At 63.4% G+C, this 15,328-nt stretch carries 13 protein-coding genes and 1 pseudogene; 7 read left to right on the forward strand and 7 right to left on the reverse strand.

Features of this window, described 5'->3' with window-relative positions; all coding sequences use genetic code 11:
* The first annotated feature begins 18 nt into the window (after nucleotides 1-18).
* Genes catC through MYCSM_RS09470 form a run of 5 tightly spaced genes read left to right on the forward strand, consistent with a single transcriptional unit; the run spans nucleotide 19 to nucleotide 5,064 of the window.
* Entirely contained in the window at nucleotides 19-312 is a 294-nt protein-coding gene (catC, locus tag MYCSM_RS09450) for a muconolactone Delta-isomerase (protein WP_015305924.1), read from the forward strand.
* On the forward strand, nucleotides 305-1,135 hold the full coding sequence (locus tag MYCSM_RS09455) for a CoA transferase subunit A (protein ID WP_015305925.1): 831 nt from the start codon (nucleotides 305-307) through the stop codon (nucleotides 1,133-1,135). The genes catC and MYCSM_RS09455 overlap by 8 nt, the downstream gene beginning before the upstream one ends.
* On the forward strand, nucleotides 1,132-1,911 hold the full coding sequence (locus MYCSM_RS09460; RefSeq protein WP_015305926.1) for an acyl CoA--acetate/3-ketoacid CoA transferase subunit beta: 780 nt from the start codon (nucleotides 1,132-1,134) through the stop codon (nucleotides 1,909-1,911). Before MYCSM_RS09455 ends, MYCSM_RS09460 begins: the two co-directional genes overlap by 4 nt.
* Nucleotides 1,908-2,699, forward strand: a complete 792-nt coding sequence (gene pcaD / locus MYCSM_RS09465) for a 3-oxoadipate enol-lactonase (protein ID WP_015305927.1) — start codon at nucleotides 1,908-1,910, stop codon at nucleotides 2,697-2,699. Before MYCSM_RS09460 ends, pcaD begins: the two co-directional genes overlap by 4 nt.
* Before the next feature lie 52 nt (nucleotides 2,700-2,751).
* Nucleotides 2,752-5,064: an ATP-binding protein gene (locus MYCSM_RS09470; RefSeq protein ID WP_015305928.1), complete on the forward strand. Its 2,313-nt coding sequence runs from the start codon at nucleotides 2,752-2,754 to the stop codon at nucleotides 5,062-5,064.
* Between the two features lie 4 nt (nucleotides 5,065-5,068).
* On the opposite strand, the gene MYCSM_RS09475 is transcribed toward MYCSM_RS09470, so the two are convergent.
* Nucleotides 5,069-5,824 carry an SDR family NAD(P)-dependent oxidoreductase gene (locus tag MYCSM_RS09475; RefSeq protein ID WP_015305929.1) on the reverse strand — a complete coding sequence of 252 codons (756 nt, stop codon included), beginning with the start codon at nucleotides 5,822-5,824 and terminating at the stop codon, nucleotides 5,069-5,071.
* Nucleotides 5,825-6,357: 533 nt separating this feature from the next.
* Here MYCSM_RS09475 and MYCSM_RS09480 point away from each other — a divergent pair.
* Entirely contained in the window at nucleotides 6,358-7,152 is a 795-nt protein-coding gene (locus MYCSM_RS09480; RefSeq protein WP_015305931.1) for a nitroreductase family protein, read from the forward strand.
* Nucleotides 7,153-7,446: 294 nt separating this feature from the next.
* A pseudogene (locus MYCSM_RS09485) lies at nucleotides 7,447-8,943 on the forward strand (acyl-CoA dehydrogenase); the annotation flags it as partial.
* On the opposite strand, the gene MYCSM_RS35870 reads toward MYCSM_RS09485, so the two are convergent.
* The 6 genes from MYCSM_RS35870 to MYCSM_RS09515 form a co-directional block, all read right to left on the reverse strand.
* Entirely contained in the window at nucleotides 8,867-9,865 is a 999-nt protein-coding gene (locus MYCSM_RS35870; RefSeq protein WP_015305933.1) for an NAD(P)H-dependent flavin oxidoreductase, read from the reverse strand. The pseudogene MYCSM_RS09485 and the gene MYCSM_RS35870 overlap by 77 nt on opposite strands.
* A 55-nt stretch (nucleotides 9,866-9,920) precedes the next feature.
* Nucleotides 9,921-10,958: a 4-hydroxy-2-oxovalerate aldolase gene (gene dmpG, locus MYCSM_RS09495; protein WP_015305934.1), complete on the reverse strand. Its 1,038-nt coding sequence runs from the start codon at nucleotides 10,956-10,958 to the stop codon at nucleotides 9,921-9,923.
* Nucleotides 10,958-11,914, reverse strand: a complete 957-nt coding sequence (locus MYCSM_RS09500) for an acetaldehyde dehydrogenase (acetylating) (RefSeq protein WP_015305935.1) — start codon at nucleotides 11,912-11,914, stop codon at nucleotides 10,958-10,960. The genes dmpG and MYCSM_RS09500 overlap by 1 nt, the downstream gene beginning before the upstream one ends.
* Nucleotides 11,911-12,711: a 2-keto-4-pentenoate hydratase gene (locus MYCSM_RS09505; RefSeq protein ID WP_015305936.1), complete on the reverse strand. Its 801-nt coding sequence runs from the start codon at nucleotides 12,709-12,711 to the stop codon at nucleotides 11,911-11,913. The genes MYCSM_RS09500 and MYCSM_RS09505 overlap by 4 nt, the downstream gene beginning before the upstream one ends.
* A 74-nt stretch (nucleotides 12,712-12,785) precedes the next feature.
* The gene (locus MYCSM_RS09510; RefSeq protein ID WP_015305937.1) at nucleotides 12,786-13,598 is read right to left on the reverse strand and encodes an alpha/beta fold hydrolase; all 813 of its coding nucleotides are present in this window, start codon (nucleotides 13,596-13,598) and stop codon (nucleotides 12,786-12,788) included.
* Entirely contained in the window at nucleotides 13,595-15,301 is a 1,707-nt protein-coding gene (locus MYCSM_RS09515; protein ID WP_015305938.1) for a PHA/PHB synthase family protein, read from the reverse strand. The genes MYCSM_RS09510 and MYCSM_RS09515 overlap by 4 nt, the downstream gene beginning before the upstream one ends.
* Nucleotides 15,302-15,328 lie beyond the last annotated feature (27 nt).

Raw genomic sequence — 15,328 nt, forward strand, 5'->3', positions numbered from 1 at the left:
ATCCAACTGGGAGACAACGTGATTTTCGCCGTCACGATGGACGTCGACCTGCCATCCGACATGGACGCCGTGACCAAGGCAGACATCTTGGCCCGAGAAAAGGCCTACAGCCAAGAGTTGCAGCGGTCGGGCAAATGGCGCCACATTTGGCGGATAGCCGGGCAGTATTCGAATCTCAGCATCTTCGACGTCGCCGACAACGACGAGCTGCACGCCATCCTGTGGCAGCTGCCGCTGTTTGCATTCATGCGGATCGCGGTGACCCCGTTGGCGACTCACCCCTCCGCTATCACCGAGGGCGCAAATGGCTGAAATCACATCGCTGAGCGACGCCGTTGCGCAGTTCGTGGCCGACGGCGACACCGTGGCGCTGGAAGGCTTCACTCACCTGATTCCGGTCGCCGCCGGGCACGAGATCATCCGGCAGCGAAAGCGACATCTCACACTGGTCCGCATGACGCCCGACATCGTCTACGACCAGATGATCGGTGCAGGCTGCGCAGCCAAGCTCATCTTCTCGTGGGGCGGTAATCCTGGAGTCGGCTCCTTGCACCGCTTTCGCGATGCCATCCAGAACGGATGGCCGACCCCGTTGCAGATCGAGGAGCACAGCCACGCCGGCATGGCGAACCGTTATGTCGCCGGCGCCTCCGGTCTGCCGTTCGCGGTGTTGCGCGGATACCTGGGTACCGATCTGCCGACCGTCACCGACACGGTGAAGACCATCGAATGTCCGTTCAGCGGAGAGCAACTCGCAGCGGTACCCGCGATCAACCCCGACGTGACCGTGATCCATGCACAGCGGGCCGATCGGCACGGCAATGTGCAGCTGTGGGGGTTACTCGGCGTGCAAAAGGAAGCCGTGTTGGCCGCGCGCCGCTGCCTGGTCACCGTCGAACAGATTGTCGACGAACTCACCCCACTGCCCGGCGCGATCGTCCTGCCGACCTGGGTGCTGACCGCAGTCGCCGAAGTACCAGGCGGCGCCCATCCGTCATATGCGCAGGACTATTCCGAGCGGGACAACGCATACTACGCGGCCTGGGACGCGATCAGCCGCGACCGCGCAGTGTTTCGCGAGTGGTTGGACGAGCACGTGTTCGCGACGTCACCCGAGTCTGGAGCGCTCTTATGACGATCACCGAAAACACCACTGGCACAGAGCAATTGGATTACACCACGGATGAGATGATGTCGGTGGCGGCCGCACGGGCGCTGCGGGACGGCACCCGCTGCTTCGTCGGAATCGGACTGCCGTCAACCGCGGCCAATCTGGCTCGAACGACGCATGCGCCGGGGCTGGTGCTGGTGTACGAATCAGGAACGCTGGGCTCCAAGCCGGCCCGGTTGCCGGCATCCATCGGCGACGGCATCCTCGCCGAAACCGCCGACGCGGTGATCAGTGTCCCCGAGGTGTTCAACTATTGGTTGCAGCCCGGCCGCATCGACGTCGGCTTCCTCGGCGCGGCGCAGATCGACAAGTACGGCAACATCAACACGACGGTGATCGGCGACTACGCCGAGCCTAAAGTACGACTGCCCGGGGCCGGAGGCGCCCCCGAAATCGCCGCGGCGTGTAAAGAGGTGTTCGTCGTCGTGCGGCAATCGAATCGCACGTTCGTCGAGAGGGTCGATTTCATCACTTCGCTTGGACACGGGCACGGGGGAGAAGACCGCCACCGGTTCGGGCTGCGCGGCGCAGGACCGACCGTGGTGGTCACGGACCTGGGCGTGCTCCGCCCGGACCACACCGGTGAACTTGTCCTGGCAGCAACGCACCCTGGTGTCACCGTCGACGACGTTCGCGACGCGACAGGCTGGCAACTGCGGACCGCCGCCAAGGTTGAGGTCAGCGCACCACCGTCCGCGGCGGAACTGCGGGCGCTGCGTGCACTCCAGGACAAATCATGACCCTGGTGCCGCTCCACTACATCTGGGAGGGGCCACTCCTCGGCGAGCCGGTAGTGCTCAGCGGGTCGCTCGGCAGCAACCTGCGCATGTGGGATCCACAGGTCAGCGCCCTGACTGCGGCCGGTTACCGCGTGCTGCGTTACGACCACCGCGGTCACGGTTTCTCACCGGTGCCGGCGGGACCCTACAGCCTCGCCGACCTAGGCGGCGACGTCGTCGAACTACTTGATCACGTGAATGTACAGCGTGCCCACTTCGTGGGTTTGTCACTCGGCGGCATGGTCGGGATGTGGCTGGCCCAACACGGCGCCGACCGATTGATGTCGTTGTCGTTGTGCTGCACATCGGCGGAATTGGGGCCGGCCAGCGGCTGGGCGGAACGCGCCGCAACGGTCCGTAAGAGCGGTACACGAGCCGTGTCGAAGGCGGTCGTTGAACGCTGGTTCACGCCACGCTGGCGAGCGGTCCACCCTCAACGGGCCCGCAATTACCAGGCCATGGTCGAGGCCACCCCGGCCGAGGGATATGCCTCCTGCTGTGAAGCGATAGAAACGATGGATATCGCCTCAGATTTGGGCGACATCACCACACCAACGCTGGTGATCGCGGCAGCGAACGACCCTGCAACACCGCCCGAGCACGCGCGCCGCATCGCGGCCAATGTCCTTGGGGCGCGGTTGGAAATCGTCTCCCCAGCAGCGCACCTGGCCAGTGCCGAATGTCCTCATAAGGTGAATCCGCTCATCCTCAGTCATCTGCGAGCTTCAGTTCCCTGCAGCCGCGATTGACTCGCCGTCCAATTCGGCGATTCGTGACATGTCGCCCACCTAGGATTTCTGCATGAGCTCAGGTCTGGGCCCTCGACGTGGAGGAGAGCGGGTCGGTCCGCCGTTGAACCGGCTCGTCGCCCGCAGGCAAGACCTCGATGCCGCGTTGCGGACACTGTCGCAGTCGCGGTTGCTGACCTTCACCGGACCCGGCGGGGTCGGCAAGACGAGGCTTGCCTTGGAGGTGGCATACCGCGCACGCGAGAAATTTCCCGAGGGCGCCTGGTTGGTGCGGCTCGCCGATTTGAGCGTCGGCGCCGAAGCCGCCGAGGTCGAGTCGGCGATCGTCAGCGCCCTTGGTATCAGCGACCAGTCCGCGACCGGCCTCCGCGAGAAGCTGCTGTCCTTCCTGCCGGACCGCAAACTGCTGTTGGTCCTCGACAACTGCGAGCACGTCGTCGCGGCAGTGCGAACGACGCTGCCGGTCATCCTCCGCGAGGCGCCTCAAATCCGCGTGATCACCACCAGCCGAGAGCAGCTGGGTGTCGTCGGCGAAGCGCTTCGGCCGGTGCTACCCCTGAGCGTGCCCGAACCGGGCACGCCGGCCGAACAGCTGATCACCGACGGCTCGGTGAGTCTGTTGTTGGAGCGTGCCAGCGCGGTCGATCCGGACTTTGATATCACCGACGACAATGCTGTGGCCGTCATAGAGCTGTGTCGCTTGTTGGAGGGTTCGCCGCTGGCCATAGAGCTTGCGGCGGCCAAATTGCGAGCCCTGACGGTCGAGCAGGTGGTCGAGCGATTCAGCAAGCGGTTGACATCATTGACCGCTTCGGATGCGCGCTCCGCGCCGCGTCAGCGGTCATTGCGGTCGATGGTGGACTGGAGCTACGAACTGTGCCCGAAGAGCGCGCAGGTGCTATGGCGACGGTTGTCGGTGTTCCCCGCCACGTTCGACCTCGAACTTGCAGAGCAAGTCTGTGCGTTCGGCGAATTCGGCCCCGATGACGTGATCGATGCCATCGATCGGCTTGTCGCCCAATCGATTTTGCTTACCGACCGTAGTGCGACTGCCATGCGATACCACCTCGGGGCGGCCGTGCGTGAGGTGGCCGCCGAACTTGCTGACCAAGCCGGCGAGACCGATGAATTGCACCGCAGACACCGCGATGCGATGCTGCGTCGGGCCGGGCAGATGTTGCAGCAGTGGTGTGGCCCGCATCAGGACACGCTCATCCTGCAGATGGGCCTCGATCATCCGAGCTATGTGGCCGCAGTGCAGTGGAGCGCCGCGACGGCCGGCGAGGAGCAGACCGGGCTGCTACTGCTTGCGTGGCTGCGCTATCTGTGGCTGTCGGGTGGGCGGCTGGCGGAAGGCCGCATGCGGATCGAGTCCATGCTGGCGGCCGTGCCAGAAGCGTCGCCTGCGCGGGCGGACTGCCTGTGGGTGGTCACCTGGATTGCGTCGTTGCAAGGCGATCATGAGCAGGCCCAACGCTGGCTCGATGAACTGGCCGTGGTTGCCGAGCAATTGAATGACGGGATGCTCGACGCGCATGTGCACCACTGGAGGGCGCTGCTGGCGCTGTTCGCCGGCGATTCTGCCGAGGCCGTGAACGGCTTTCGGCTCGCTGTGGAGGGGCACGGCGCGCGTCGAGATCGTGAGATGGAGCTGACGGCTCGCTACATGCTTGCCTGCGCGCTTACTCTCGATGGCCGCGCGGAGGAAGCGCTGGCCGAAGCCCGCGAAACCGCGGCCTTGTGCGAGACCTATGGCGAACGATCCGCGCGTGGGTACGCCGAGTGGGCGGCCGCCGTGGCGCATTGGACCTTGGGTCACCTTGATGAGGCAGAACGATCCGCACGTCAGGCGTTAATGATCCGGCGAACGCTCACCGACGGTATTGCGGTCGGGCTCACGACCGAGCTGCTCGCATGGATTGCCAACGACCGCAAGCAATTCGCCCGGGCGCAGGTTCTGTCACGTACCGCGGCTGACGTGTGGCGCTCCATGGGCACCACGATCGACGCGTTCGGCCCGCGATTGTCCGGTTTCGCCGTGGCGCACAGCCCACATCAGCCCGAGCCTTCTGCGATCCAGAGACATGGTGCAAGTCCCTTCCACCATGTCGACGAGGTGATCGATTTCGTGCTCGGTGTGCTCGACGGGGCGCATAGATCCGCACGCTTACCGAGCGAACCGTTGACGAAGCGAGAACTCGAAGTCGCTGCGCTGATCGAAACCGGTCTTTCGAATCGCGAGATCGCGGAGCGGCTTGTCATCTCGAAACGAACGGCCGACGGTCACGTTGAGCGGATACTAGCCAAGTTGGGTTTCAGTTCCCGAGCTCAGGTGGCCGCGTGGATGGCTCGCCGAGCCTCCTGAAATCTCACCCCCGTCGAAGGTTCATTCCCCGGTCGACGGCGATGGCGGTTCCGTTGACGAACGACGCCGCGTCGGAGGCGAGATAGACCGCGAGGCTCGCGATCTCGTCAGGTCTTGCGAGCCGCCCCTGACCCTTGTTGACTAACTCGTCGAATGGCATACCGGTGGCCGCTGTGAAATCCATGGCCGAGCGTTGGACCATTTCGGTGTCGACGAACCCCGGGCATATTGCGTTGGCGCGTACTCCGTGGTCGCGCAATTCGAGTGCCATCGCCTCAGTCATTCGCACCACCGCCCCCTTCGTCGCGGCGTAGATACCGAGGAGCGGGAACGCCACCAGCCCCGCGATGGAGGCGATATTGATGACTGCACCACCACCGTCGAGGAGCACCGGGAGGGCGTGCTTGTAGACCAGCCAGGTGCCACGCAGGTTCACTGACACCATGCGGTCGAACTCGTCTTCACTCAGTTCGTGTAGCGGGGCAAGGCATTCCACGCCGGCATTGTTCACCAAGATGTCCAGACCACCGAGGGCACGTGTGGTCTCAGCGATCGCGCCGGTGACGCTCTCGGTGGAGCGGACATCACATGCCACACCGATTGTGCCCTGGCCGATCTCGCGCGCGGTGGCCTCGGCTCCCTGAATGTCGGCAATCGCCGTGGCTGCGCCCGCGGCAACGAACGCCTCGGCGATCCCGCGCCCTAGGCCGCGATGGCCGCCGGTAACGAGCGCTCGCTTACCTTCAAGGACTCCACCCATTTGAGCTCATCGCTCCTTACTCACTCGGGTCACCGCGAGATGACCGGTCCCGTGCCTTGGCAATTGGCGTCGACCAGCCTCACCAGCTGGCCACCTCAACGCTAGAAACCGGTTCCCGAATGCAACATGGCTTAGGGCAAAGACAGGTATGCCCACAGGTATGGGGACGGGTACCTCAACCGATGTGGTCTGCGCCACTGCGGCCGATGCTGTGAGAGGTGTTGCACAGTGACGCGGTGCGACGGAGGGAGTCCTGAAGCTATGTCCGAATACCTTTCCGGCGCAGCCATTCTCATGGTAGTGCTGTCGCCGCTGTTCATTCCGATAGCTGTCACCATCATCGCTGCTGTGCGCCGCTGGTCGAGTTTGGCTGCGCACTCCTCCCGAACGCATCGAAGTAGGTCGTCTGATGACCTTCTGCCGAAGCCCGCTGCCGGCGCCGGGACGGACCCGGCGTCAATCGGATACCTAGCGCGGCCAGTTTCTGAGCCCTCCTAAGTCTCCACCGGCCAAGACGAGGAGAAACACCAATAGTGGATCAGCCCATCACTGCGTCGCCCGTTGAGCACACGGCAGCTATCCCGCCGGACCCGGCGGAAGAACTGCCTCCAGGGACGCGGCCGCCGGGCCGTGATCTGTATGACGTCATGAGCACGATGCGCGCTATGCGCCGACTCAGACCAGAGCCGGTGCCGCGTGAGCTGATCGAACGGCTGATCCAGGCTGCGTCGTGGGCGCCCAGCGGCGGCAACTCGCAGACCACTCGCTACATCGTGGTTGACGACCGAACCCAAATCGCACGAATTGCGCCGCTGTGGAGGCGACTTCAAGGCTTTTACGTCACCGCTCAGGCCGAAGCATGTCCACCGACAATGTCACCGAAGCAATGGCAGCGCACGTTGGGGGCGTCGCAGTATCTCGCCGACCACTTCGAAGACGTGCCAGCGCTGATCGTGGTGTCCTGTGATATGTCGTCGATAATGCACGGTTGGCTCGCCAATGCTGTGACGGTCGCACGTGCTTTCGGCAAGCTAGGTATCCGCCGAGGCGCAACGGGTGGGGCGAACTTCTGCAAGTTCGCACGCCTATCCACCGCCGCCAGCGTCTACCCAGCGGTTCAAAATTTGCTCCTGGCCGCCCGCCAGTCCGGCCTGGGTGCCAGCCTGACCACCTGGCATGCGATGTATGAGCGGGAACTCAAAGGCATACTCGGGATACCACGCAATGTCCGCACATTCGCCGTCGTGCCAATTGGTTACCCCATCGGCCGATTCGGCCCGGTCAACCGCGCCCCTGTCGACCACGTCCTGCACTGGAATCACTGGTAGCAGTGGCCAGATGGGGCGTGCCGATAGACGGCACAACGCCTGTACGGCGGCGCATAGGCAGGGTGCACTAGACCCGTGAAGTCTCTGCTGTTGCACCGCCGCGATATCGATTTCCTGCTATTCGAATGGCTCCGCGTCGACGAATTGACGAAGCGTGAACGGTTCGCCGAACACTCCACCGAGTCGTTCGGCGACGTGCTCACCCTTTGCGAGCATTTGGCAGAGAAGTGCTTCGCGCCCCACAACAAGCTCGCAGACGTTCACGAACCCGTCTTTGACGGCACCAATGTCACCGTGGTTCCAGAGGTCAAAGATGCCTTCGGCGCATTCTCCGCCACGGGCCTACTCGGGATGAGTCTGGACGAAAAGCACGGCGGGGCACAGTTTCCCGCCGTTGTCGCCACGGCAGCGCATCTGTGGCTTCAGGCCGCCAATTTCAGCACCATTAGTTACTCACTGCTGAGCTTGGCCAATGCGAATCTGCTTGCAAAATTTGGAAGCGCCGAGCAAACCGCGACCTTACTGTCGCCCATACTGTCCGGTCGGTACACCGGGACCATGTGCCTATCTGAGCCGCACGCCGGCTCATCGCTGGCCGATATCACCACCCGCGCAGAACCCGAAAACTCAAGCGACTACCGGCTGTTCGGTTCCAAGATGTGGATCTCTGCTGGCGATCATGACATGACCGAAAACATCGTGCATCTGGTGCTGGCCAAGCTGCCCGGCGCACCGGCCGGCACCAAAGGCATCTCGCTATTCATCGTGCCAAAGCACCTCGTAAACGCCGACGGCTCGATTGGCGAACGCAACGACGTCGTCACCGCCGGGCTCAACCACAAGATGGGCCAACGCGGAATGACGAACGCGCTGCTGAACTTCGGCGATGGTGCATTCCGCCCGGGCGGCCGCGCCGGGGCAATCGGCTACCTTGTGGGTCAGCCACACCACGGACTCGCATACATGTTCCACATGATGAACGAAGCACGGCTGATGACGGGGGCGGCGGCGACAGCACTGGGATACACCGCGCACCTGAAGTCGTTGGAGTACTCCAGAACCCGGACACAGGGCCGTCCGATCACTTCGAAGGATCCCGCGACGCCACCCGTACCCATCATCGAGCATCCCGACGTCAAACGGATGCTCTTAGCCCAGAAGTCCTACGTCGAGGGCGCGCTCGCGTTGGTGCTGTACTGTTCCCGCCTAGTCGACATCGCGGCTGGTGCTGAGTCACGGGACGAAGCCGAGTCGGCCACACTGCTGCTCGACCTGCTGACCCCTGTCGCCAAAAGCTGGCCGTCGCAATGGTGTCTGGAAGCCAACGACTTGGCGATCCAACTCCACGGCGGGTACGGCTACACCCGCGAATACGACGTCGAGCAGCACTATCGGGACAACCGGATCAACGCCATCCACGAAGGCACCCACGGGATCCAGAGCCTCGACTTGCTGGGACGCAAGGTGCGTCAGCGCGACGGCGCCGGTCTTCGGCTGCTGGCTGGCGAAATAGCCCGCACGATCGCAGAAGCCGATCTGCTCGGTGGGGAACCTGAACAGCTAGCGAGGCAACTGGATTGGGCATGGCGGCGGCTGTCCGATACCACGGCGACTTTGTTGAGTTGCGATGAACTCGATGTCACACTCGCTAACAGTGCCATCTATCTAGAAGCATTCGGACACATCGTCATTGCCTGGATCTGGCTCGAGCAGGTTATCGCGGCTGCAGACAAGGACGGAAGCTTCTACGACGGCAAGCGGTACGCCGCGCGGTACTTCTACCGCTACGAGCTGCCCAAGACGGCGTCACAGCTTGACCTACTGCAGAGCCTGGACAGGACAACGCTAGAGGCCGTGTTGTAGGCGTGCGTTCCCGCGGCCGCCGTAGCCGACGAGCAGACGCGCGCCGTATCGCCGAGGGATCTGATTCGGGTAGGTCGTCAGGGTCCAGTCTGGCGGCGACGATGCTGCCGCGCAGGTAATTGCCGTGGACTCCGGTGAACAAATTGGAGTAGATGATGTCTTTGGCCGTTGAGTCGACAATCATCTGCTTGTAGGCGGGCGCGGCGTTGGCCTCGACAGTCGAGAGAAACGCAGAGCCGATGTAGGCAAAGTCGGCGCCGGCGGCCAGTGCGGCAAGAATCGAGCGGCCGTGTGCGATAGCCCCTGACAGCAGCAGCGGGCCGTCGAACCAGTCCCGAATCTCACGGATGAGCGCAAGCGGGGATTGGGTTCCGGCGTGACCGCCCGCGCCTGCGGCCACCGCGATGATTCCGTCGGCACCCTTGTCGATTGCCTTGCGGGCGAACTCGTTGCTGATGACGTCATGCAGCACAATCCCGCCGTACGAGTGGACCGCGTCGTTGATCTCCGGCCGCGCGCCCAGCGAGGTGATGACGATCGGCACGCGGTGTTCGACGATGACGTTCATGTCGTGGTCGAGCCGGTCGTTGGAGCGGTGCACGATTTGGTTGACTGCAAATGGCGCGACGGGCGCATCGGGATGCGTTCGCGCGTAGGCCCCGTTCTCTTCGACGATGCGGTCCAGCCAGTCCGCCAACAGTGATGAAGGGCGTGCATTGAGCGCCGGAAACGATCCCACGACGCCTGCTTGGCATTGCGCGATCACGAGGTCGGGCACCGATGAGATGAACATCGGCGCGGCCACCACGGGCAGGGCGAGCGGTCGCGACAGAACATCAGGCAAAGCCATGAATTTCCTCCAGAAGGTGTGCGGTACTAACGGTCGGAGATTCCTCGCCATACGGCTATGTGGAAAGCGGCGCACCCTCGTTGGGCGCACTCGCCAATAGATCGAGTGCGATGTCAAGGATCATGTCTTCTTGGCCGCCGACAAGGCCACGCCTACCGACCTCCAGCAACAGGGTCCTCGCGTCGATTCCATAACGGCGGGAAGCGTTTTCGGCGTGTCGCAGGAATGACGAATACACGCCTGCGTAGCCGAGCGTGAGCGTCTCCCGGTCGACCTGAACAGGTCGATCGCGCAGCGGCCGCACCAGGTCGTCGGCCGCGTCCTGCAGTGCAAGGAGGTCGCAACCGTGGTGCCAGCCTTGCAGATCGGCGACCGCGACGAACGCCTCGATGGGGGTGTTTCCGGCGCCGGCGCCCTGCCCGGCCAGTGACGCGTCGACGCGGGTCACGCCTTCGTCGACGGCGACGATGCTGTTGGCCACCGACAGCGAGAGGTTTTCGTGCGCGTGTACGCCGATCTGCGTGCTTGGATCGAGGACATCGCGGTACGCGCTGACACGTTCACGCATACCGTCCATCGTTAGGCGCCCACCCGAGTCGGTGACGTATACACAGTGGGCGCCATAGGATTCCATCAGTTTGGCCTGTGCGGCAAGCTGTGCCGGCGCGGCCATGTGGCTCATCATCAGGAACCCGGATACATCCATGCCGAGCTCTCTCGCGGTGGCGATGTGCTGGGCTGAGATGTCGGCTTCGGTGCAGTGGGTGGCGATGCGCACCGAGCGCACGCCGAGATCATGTGCGCGTTTGAGTTCGGCGATGGTGCCGATGCCGGGCAGCAACAAGGAGGTGAGCACGGCGTTGCGAATGTTGGCTGCGGCCGCTTCGATCCAGTCCCAGTCGGTGTGGCTGCCGGGACCGTAGTTCACCGAGCCTCCGGCAAGGCCATCACCATGGGCGACCTCGATCGCGTCGACACCGGCCGCATCGAGGGCGGACGCGATGCGGCCGACGTCATGGGTGCTGATGCGGTGGCGGATCGCGTGCATCCCGTCCCGTAAGGTGACGTCCTGGATATACAGTCGACGGTTCATCACATTGCCTCCGCGGCAGGAGTTTTCGACCGCCGGGCGATTGCTTCGGCTACGCGGATGGCCGCCGAGGTCATGATGTCGAGGTTTCCGGCGTAAGCGGGCAGGTAGTGTGCAGCGCCTTCCACTTCGAGGAAGATCGCCACCCTGGTGTTCACAGGGCCGGTGCCGTCGGGCACCAGCGTGTGAATCGGTTCGTCGGGCTCGAGCGCGGTGAATTGGACATCTTGTTTGAGCCGATACCCGGGGACGTAGCGGGAAACGCGGTCGGCCATGTCGGCCACTGAACGCCGGATAGCGTCGTGGTCGGCGTCACCGATGAGGCAGAAAACGGTGTCGCGCATGATCAGTGGCGGTTCGGCGGGGTTGAGGATGATGATCGCCTTACCACGCGCAGCGCCGCCAACCTTTTCGATTGCGTGCGACGTGGTTTCGGTGAACTCGTCGATGTTGGCGCGGGTGCCGGGTCCGGCTGACTTGGATGCGATCGACGCGACGATTTCGGCGTAATGCACGGGCGTGACTGCCGAGACCGCCGCGACCATGGGAATGGTCGCCTGCCCGCCGCACGTCACCATGTTGACGTTGTCAGCTCCGGCGTCGAGGCTTTCGTCGAGGTTGACCGTCGGAATGACAAGCGGACCGATTGCCGCCGGAGTGAGGTCGATGAGCTTCTTACCATGGGGCGCAAGCGCGGCCGCGTTGGCGATATGGGCACGCGCCGACGTCGCGTCGAGCACGATCTCGATGTCGGTGAAGTTGGGCATCGCCAGAAGGCCGTCCACGCCCTCATGGGTGACGGGAATTCCCAACCGCTTCGCGCGAGCCAACCCATCGGAGTCGGGGTCGATACCGACCATCGCTGCGACCTCGAGATTCTCGGAGGTGCGCAGAATCTTGATCATCAAGTCGGTGCCGATATTGCCGGATCCGATGATGGCCACCTTGGACCTCGTCATGACCGCTCCTTTCGCGAGAACGTCGCCGACACTTCGCCCAGTGGCGCGATTTCGGCTCGGATCCGGGTGCCGGGTGGAGTAGCGACCATCGGTCCGAGGGCGCCAGACAGGATGATCTGCCCGGCCCGCAGCGGGTCGCCGAACGATGCGGCGGTGCGCGCCAACCACGCCAACGCGTTGAGTGGGTCACCAAGGCACGCGGAGCCTGATCCTTCAGAAACCAGGTTGTCATTGACGTACATGCGCATAGTGGCATTGCGAGGATCGAAGTCGCAGAGGCTGAATCGCTTGGTACCGAGGACGAATACTCCGCTGGAGGCGTTGTCGGCGACGGTGTCGGTGATCGTAAGATCCCAGTTGGCGATGCGACTGTCGACGATTTCGAGGGCCGCGACCGCGTAATCGACGGCGCCCCGGACGTCGTCTGCAGAGAAGTCGTCGTCAACGAGGTCGTGGCCCAGGACGAACGCGATCTCGGCCTCGGCCTTGGGCTGCAACAGCCGCTCGGACGGCACCTCCTCCTCGGCAGACACATCCATATCGGCGAACAGCACACCGAAATCGGGTTGGTCAACGCCCAGTTGCTGTTGGACTGCCGGCGACGTGAGCCCGATTTTGCGGCCCACAACAATAGCCCCTGCGGCGATACGGCGGCCGATCAGCTCCTGCTGCACCGCGTACGCCGTCTCGATGTCGGTGTCGCCGATCAGCGTGCGGACGGGTGGAGTCGGTTGCCCGGTGCTAGTGGCGAGCGCGATCCGGTCGGCAGCGTCGGTGACGGCGTTTGCGGCTAGCACGTCTCTACGTTGGCGCAATTACGAGCGATACCCCAGTCCATGTGCCGCTGTGCGAAACGTACCTTGCCCGGTGATCACCGTGACAGCGTGGGGTTTCTGAACTGTTCGATAATCGGCGCCAGTTGAGCGGCATTCGTGATCAGCTCCACATGGCCGCCGTCGTGCAGATGCAGCGCCGCGTGGGGCAGCAACAGAAGCATCAACTTCGCATTCACCACAGGGATGATCGGATCGTCGGTGCCGGCGACAATCAATGTCTCTTGCCGAATGAGCGGCAACCCGAAGAGGCTGGTCCATATCGATCCCGCGAGCAGTTGATGAAGATAGCCGATCCGAGAGCCTGCCATCCGCTGGCGGTCCATCAACTCCTTGACCACCAACGGATCGGTGCGTGCGGATCCGCCGTACAAGTCGCCGGCCACGGACGCCGCGTATTCGGGATCCCGAAACCGGTGCGGCGTCACCATTTTTGCCAGCACGGCCGGGCGTCCGGGCACCATCAGCATGCCCGTCCCCGTCGATACGAGGATCAGCTTTCGGCAGCGGCGTGGATTCTGGAACGCGAACTGCTGTGCCAGCGCCCCACCCCAAGACAGGCCAAGCACATCGACGGGCTGGCCGGCCAGGCCGATCTTGTTGAGCAATCGGCTCAACACCATCGCGAGATACGGAAATCCGTACGGCAGAGAGGAATTCGGTGAGCCACCCGTACCGGGGACATCGAAGCGCACCACTGTGGCGTCCAGGTTCAGCTGTTCCACAAGGGGATCCAGGACCTCCAGCCCGGCGCCAATGCCGTTACACAACACCAACGGCACACCGGTCCCCGGGCGAACCTTGACTCGAATCTGTTGTCCAAGGACGGGGACAAGGTGATCCATGGTCATCGGTCAAGCACGTAGCGGCCGGGCGCGGGTGCAAGCGGCGCCATGCCGGCACCGCCGAGACTCTGCGGAGCAGTCTTCTGCTCACCACTACGCTCATTGAGCCAGGCGACGTAATCAGGCCACCAGGAACCGCTGTGCGTCTCGGCCGATTGCACCCACAGGGCCGGATCCGTTTCACACGAATCGCCCACACGGTACGTCGACTTTGTGTTGTCGGGCGTGTTGATGATCGACGCGATATGCCCGCTGGTCGACAGGACGAAGCGGAGGTGCTCGCTGCTCAGCAGTTGGGCACTTCGGTAACAGGCCTGCCACGGTGAAATGTGGTCGTCGATCCCTGCCACCACGTAGCTATCGAGGATGAGCCGACTGAGATCGACTGGCGTTCCCAGCATGCTGACCGCACCCGGGCGAGCAAGCACGTTGTGTATGGCCATCTTGACCATGTCACGATGCAGTGCTGCTGGCATTCGCGTCGTGTCCGCGTTCCAGAACAGCACATCGAACGGCGGCGGCGACTTGCCCTCGATGTAGTTGTTGACCCAATACCGCCACACGAGGTCCGCCGGCCGCAGCCATGCGAACACCTCGGCCAACGACCGGCCGTCCAGGTATCCCTTCCTGGCGGACAACGCGGTGGCGATCTTGGCGACTTCCTCGTCGACCGCTGCCGCCATAAATCCGGCCTTCGATTGGTCGAGAACGGTCACCATCAATCCGAGGCTGGCAACCCGATCAAGATCACCGGTGGCAGCGAGGTGGTCGGCGGACATCGCGGCGAGCATTCCGCCCGAACACGCGGCCAACAGGTGCGTTCGGGTGGTCTCGGTGATCTTCTCGACCGCTTCGAGCGCATTCAGCACCGCGCGGCCAAAAGTATCCAACCCCCAGTCTTTCTGGGCCGCGGTCGGGTTGCGCCACGAGATAGTGAACACCTGCACGCCCTGATCGAGGAGGTATTCGATCATGCTTCGGCCGGGCGAAATGTCAAGAATATAGAACTTGTTGACCACTGGAGGAACGATCAAAAGCGGTACTGACCAAACGTTTTCGGTCCGCGGTGCATACTGGATCAGTTCGAACTCCTCGGCCCGAAACACCACCGAACCCACCGTGGCAGCGACCGTCTCGCCGACAGTGAAGGCATCCTGACGCACCATGGCAGGCACCCGTGGCGACGACGCAATGTCACTGAGGAAGTGCCGCACACCTCGCAATGCGCTGAGGCCGCCGGTGTCGATCAAGGCCTTCCACCCCAACGGGTTAAGCAGGGGATTGTTACTCGGTGCCAGCGCTTCGGTGAAAAAGTCCAGAGCGAAGCGAATCCGCTCGGCGTCACGCCACTCCAGATCCGCGGCGCTGAACAACCCTTCGACGGTCTTGTCGGCCGCCAGATAAGCCTGCATCGTCCGCTTGAGGAACGGATTGGCCCGCCAGGCCGCGTCGGCGAACCGCTTGTCACCCTTGGCGGGTTCAATTTCCGAGCTGCCCCGGACTACCGAGATTAGTTCCTGCACAAGGCCGGTCGTCTGCGACGTCACCGTGCGCGGTTGCTTGGCGAGGTTTATTACGAGCCGGCTCGACGACGCGTTCGGCAGCAGGCGACGCGCCACCCCCAGCGTCGAGCCCGACAAGAGTAGATCGAGCGGGGCCGCGACCTCGTCCGCGTCCCAAGCCACCTCTTCCCAGTCCTCATCGTGCACGTGTTGTACCCCCTCGGTCGGGCTAAG

The sequence above is a fragment of the Mycobacterium sp. JS623 genome, from assembly GCF_000328565.1.
Taxonomy (GTDB): Bacteria; Actinomycetota; Actinomycetes; order Mycobacteriales; family Mycobacteriaceae; genus Mycobacterium.

Bases quoted from the DNA above. Each gene is read 5' to 3' on its own strand.
- MYCSM_RS09455 (WP_015305925.1), top strand. From the start codon at position 305: ATGGCTGAAATCACATCGCTGAGCGACGCCGTTGCGCAGTTCGTGGCC.
- MYCSM_RS09460 (WP_015305926.1), top strand. From the start codon at position 1,132: ATGACGATCACCGAAAACACCACTGGCACAGAGCAATTGGATTACACC.
- pcaD (WP_015305927.1), top strand. From the start codon at position 1,908: ATGACCCTGGTGCCGCTCCACTACATCTGGGAGGGGCCACTCCTCGGC.
- MYCSM_RS09470 (WP_015305928.1), top strand. From the start codon at position 2,752: ATGAGCTCAGGTCTGGGCCCTCGACGTGGAGGAGAGCGGGTCGGTCCG.
- MYCSM_RS09475 (WP_015305929.1), bottom strand. From the start codon at position 5,824: ATGGGTGGAGTCCTTGAAGGTAAGCGAGCGCTCGTTACCGGCGGCCAT.
- MYCSM_RS35870 (WP_015305933.1), bottom strand. From the start codon at position 9,865: ATGGCTTTGCCTGATGTTCTGTCGCGACCGCTCGCCCTGCCCGTGGTG.
- dmpG (WP_015305934.1), bottom strand. From the start codon at position 10,958: ATGAACCGTCGACTGTATATCCAGGACGTCACCTTACGGGACGGGATG.
- MYCSM_RS09500 (WP_015305935.1), bottom strand. From the start codon at position 11,914: ATGACGAGGTCCAAGGTGGCCATCATCGGATCCGGCAATATCGGCACC.
- MYCSM_RS09510 (WP_015305937.1), bottom strand. From the start codon at position 13,598: ATGACCATGGATCACCTTGTCCCCGTCCTTGGACAACAGATTCGAGTC.